This is a genomic window from Sphingomonas sp. CCH9-E2 (genome assembly GCF_001557215.1).
Taxonomy (GTDB): domain Bacteria; phylum Pseudomonadota; class Alphaproteobacteria; order Sphingomonadales; family Sphingomonadaceae; genus Sphingomonas.
Genome location: NZ_LSJM01000084.1, coordinates 1 through 2,087, shown reverse-complemented (window position 1 = coordinate 2,087; position 2,087 = coordinate 1). Strand labels below are relative to the sequence as shown.

At 67.3% G+C, this 2,087-nt stretch carries 1 protein-coding gene and 2 pseudogenes; all 3 read left to right on the top strand.

All coding sequences use genetic code 11. The features are described 5' to 3' along the window. Positions 1 to 485 (top strand): annotated as a pseudogene (locus AX681_RS22350) (metal-dependent hydrolase); the annotation flags it as partial. Next, positions 482 to 1,849, top strand: a complete 1,368-nt coding sequence (locus AX681_RS04690; RefSeq protein ID WP_066665128.1) for a cryptochrome/photolyase family protein — start codon at positions 482 to 484, stop codon at positions 1,847 to 1,849. The pseudogene AX681_RS22350 and the gene AX681_RS04690, both read left to right, overlap by 4 nt. Positions 1,850 to 1,900: 51 nt before the next feature. Then, a pseudogene (locus tag AX681_RS04685) lies at positions 1,901 to 2,087 on the top strand (SAM-dependent methyltransferase); the annotation flags it as partial.

Genomic DNA, 2,087 nt, shown 5'->3' with positions numbered 1-2,087 from the left:
GCGGCGGGGATTGGCGGCGGCGTGGGGCGATTCTGCTGACGGGCTTGTCGGCCTATATTCTGGGTAATGGTGTGCTGACCGGGGTGGCGGAGGCGCGGACGACCGCGTGGGTGCGCGCAACCTATGGCGTCACGCCCGAGCTGGTGGTGGCGAGTCCGATGCCGTTGGCCTTCTGGCAGCGCGAGATGCTGTGGCGTGGCGATGGGCAGCGCGGACGGCGGGTGGTGAACATGGCAGAGGGTGTGCTGCCGTCGGTCTTCTCCCTCGAAACCACCGGACCCGAGCCGATCGGAATGGGCGATGGGCGCATTTTGGCGGCAGCTGCGCGTGACCCTGAGGTGCGCGCATTCCTGTTCTGGTCGCGTATGCCCTTTGCGGTGGCCCAGCCCGATGGGAGCCTGATGCTGGGCGACCAGCGTTTCGGGAATGACGCGGTGCGGAGCCGCTTCAGCGTGCGGATCGCACCCGAGGGGGATGCCGAATGACGAGCATCCTGTGGTTTCGCCGTGACCTGCGGCTATCGGATCAGGCTGCGCTGATTGCTGCGGCGGGGGAGGGGCCAGTGGTGCCGGTCTATATCCTCGACGACGAGACGCCGAAGCATCGCGCAATGGGCGGGGCGTCGCGCTGGTGGCTGCACCATAGCCTGGCTAGCCTCGACGCGGCGCTGCGGGAGAAGGAATCGCGGCTGATCCTGAAGCGGGGCAAGTCGGCCGATGTGCTGGCGGCGCTGGCGGAGGAAGTGGGGACGAAGCGTGTCCACTGCATCCGCCATTACGAGCCGTGGTGGCGCAATGCCGAGCGGGCGGTGGCGAAGCAGCTGGAACTGGTGTGCCATGACGGCAATTACCTCGCCCCGCCGGGGTCGGTGACGACCGGATCGGGCGAGCCGTACAAGATCTACACCCCGTTCTGGCGCGCGTTGCAGCAGCGGATGCCGCCGGCGGCTCCGGCGAACCGGCCACGCGACATTCCCGCGCCGTCGAGCTGGCCCAAGTCGGACCGGCTGGAGGATTGGGGGCTGTTGCCGACCAAGCCCGATTGGGCGACCGGCTTTGCCGATTGGGAGCCGGGCGAGGCGGGCGCGCGCAAGCGGGTCGATAGTTTTGTCGACAAGGCGGCGGACTATGACCGCACGCGCAACTTGCCGTCGATCGAGGGCAGTTCGCGGCTCAGTCCGCATTTGCATTTCGGTGAGGTGTCGCCAGCGTATGTATGGCACCGCGTCGCGGATGCGGGCGGGTCGGTCGACGTGTTTCTGAGCGAGATCGGCTGGCGCGATTATGCGCAGAATGTGATCCTGCAATTCCCCGACTATGCCGCGAAGAATGCGCGCGAGAAGTTCGACGCGATCCCGTGGCGCGATTTCGGTTCGTCGGCGGTGCGCGACGAGTTCGATGCGTGGACCAAGGGGCGGACCGGCTATCCGATCGTCGATGCCGGGATGCGGCAGCTGTGGGCGACCGGGTGGATGCACAATCGCGTGCGGATGATTGCGGCGAGCTTCCTGATCAAGCATCTGCTGATCGACTGGCGCGAAGGCGAACGCTGGTTCTGGGACACGCTGGTCGACGCCGATTACGCGAGCAACGCGGTCAATTGGCAATGGGTGTCGGGGACGGGCATCGATTCGAACATGTTCGTGCGGATCATGGCGCCGCTGTCGCAGTCGGAGAAGTTCGATGCAGCGGGATACATCCGCGAGTGGGTGCCGGAGCTGGCGCGGCTGCACGACGATGTGATCCACGATCCGGAAGAACATGGGCGCCGACCGGACGACTATACGCGCAAGATCATCGGCCATCGCGAAGCGCGCGAACGAGCGCTGGCGGCGGTGCGGGGGATCTGATCCCGGCTTTTGCGGCTTGCCCGACTCGTGCTGGCCGTGGTTGTTGCGCGCGTGAACCAGACCCAGTCCCGCAATCGAGGCCGTCGTGACGGAGCGCACCTCCGTGGCACCGCGAGTGCGCTGACTGCCGGGGTGGCGGAGCCGTGGCTCCACCGCCTGCTCGACCGGATCGATGCGGGGCTGGCCGAGGGGGCGATCGCGGCGACCTTGCCCGGCGGCATGCAGCGGCGGCTGGGCG

Coding starts and splice junctions, on each gene's coding strand:
- AX681_RS04690 (WP_066665128.1), top strand. CDS start 482: ATGACGAGCATCCTGTGGTTTCGCCGTGACCTGCGGCTATCGGATCAG.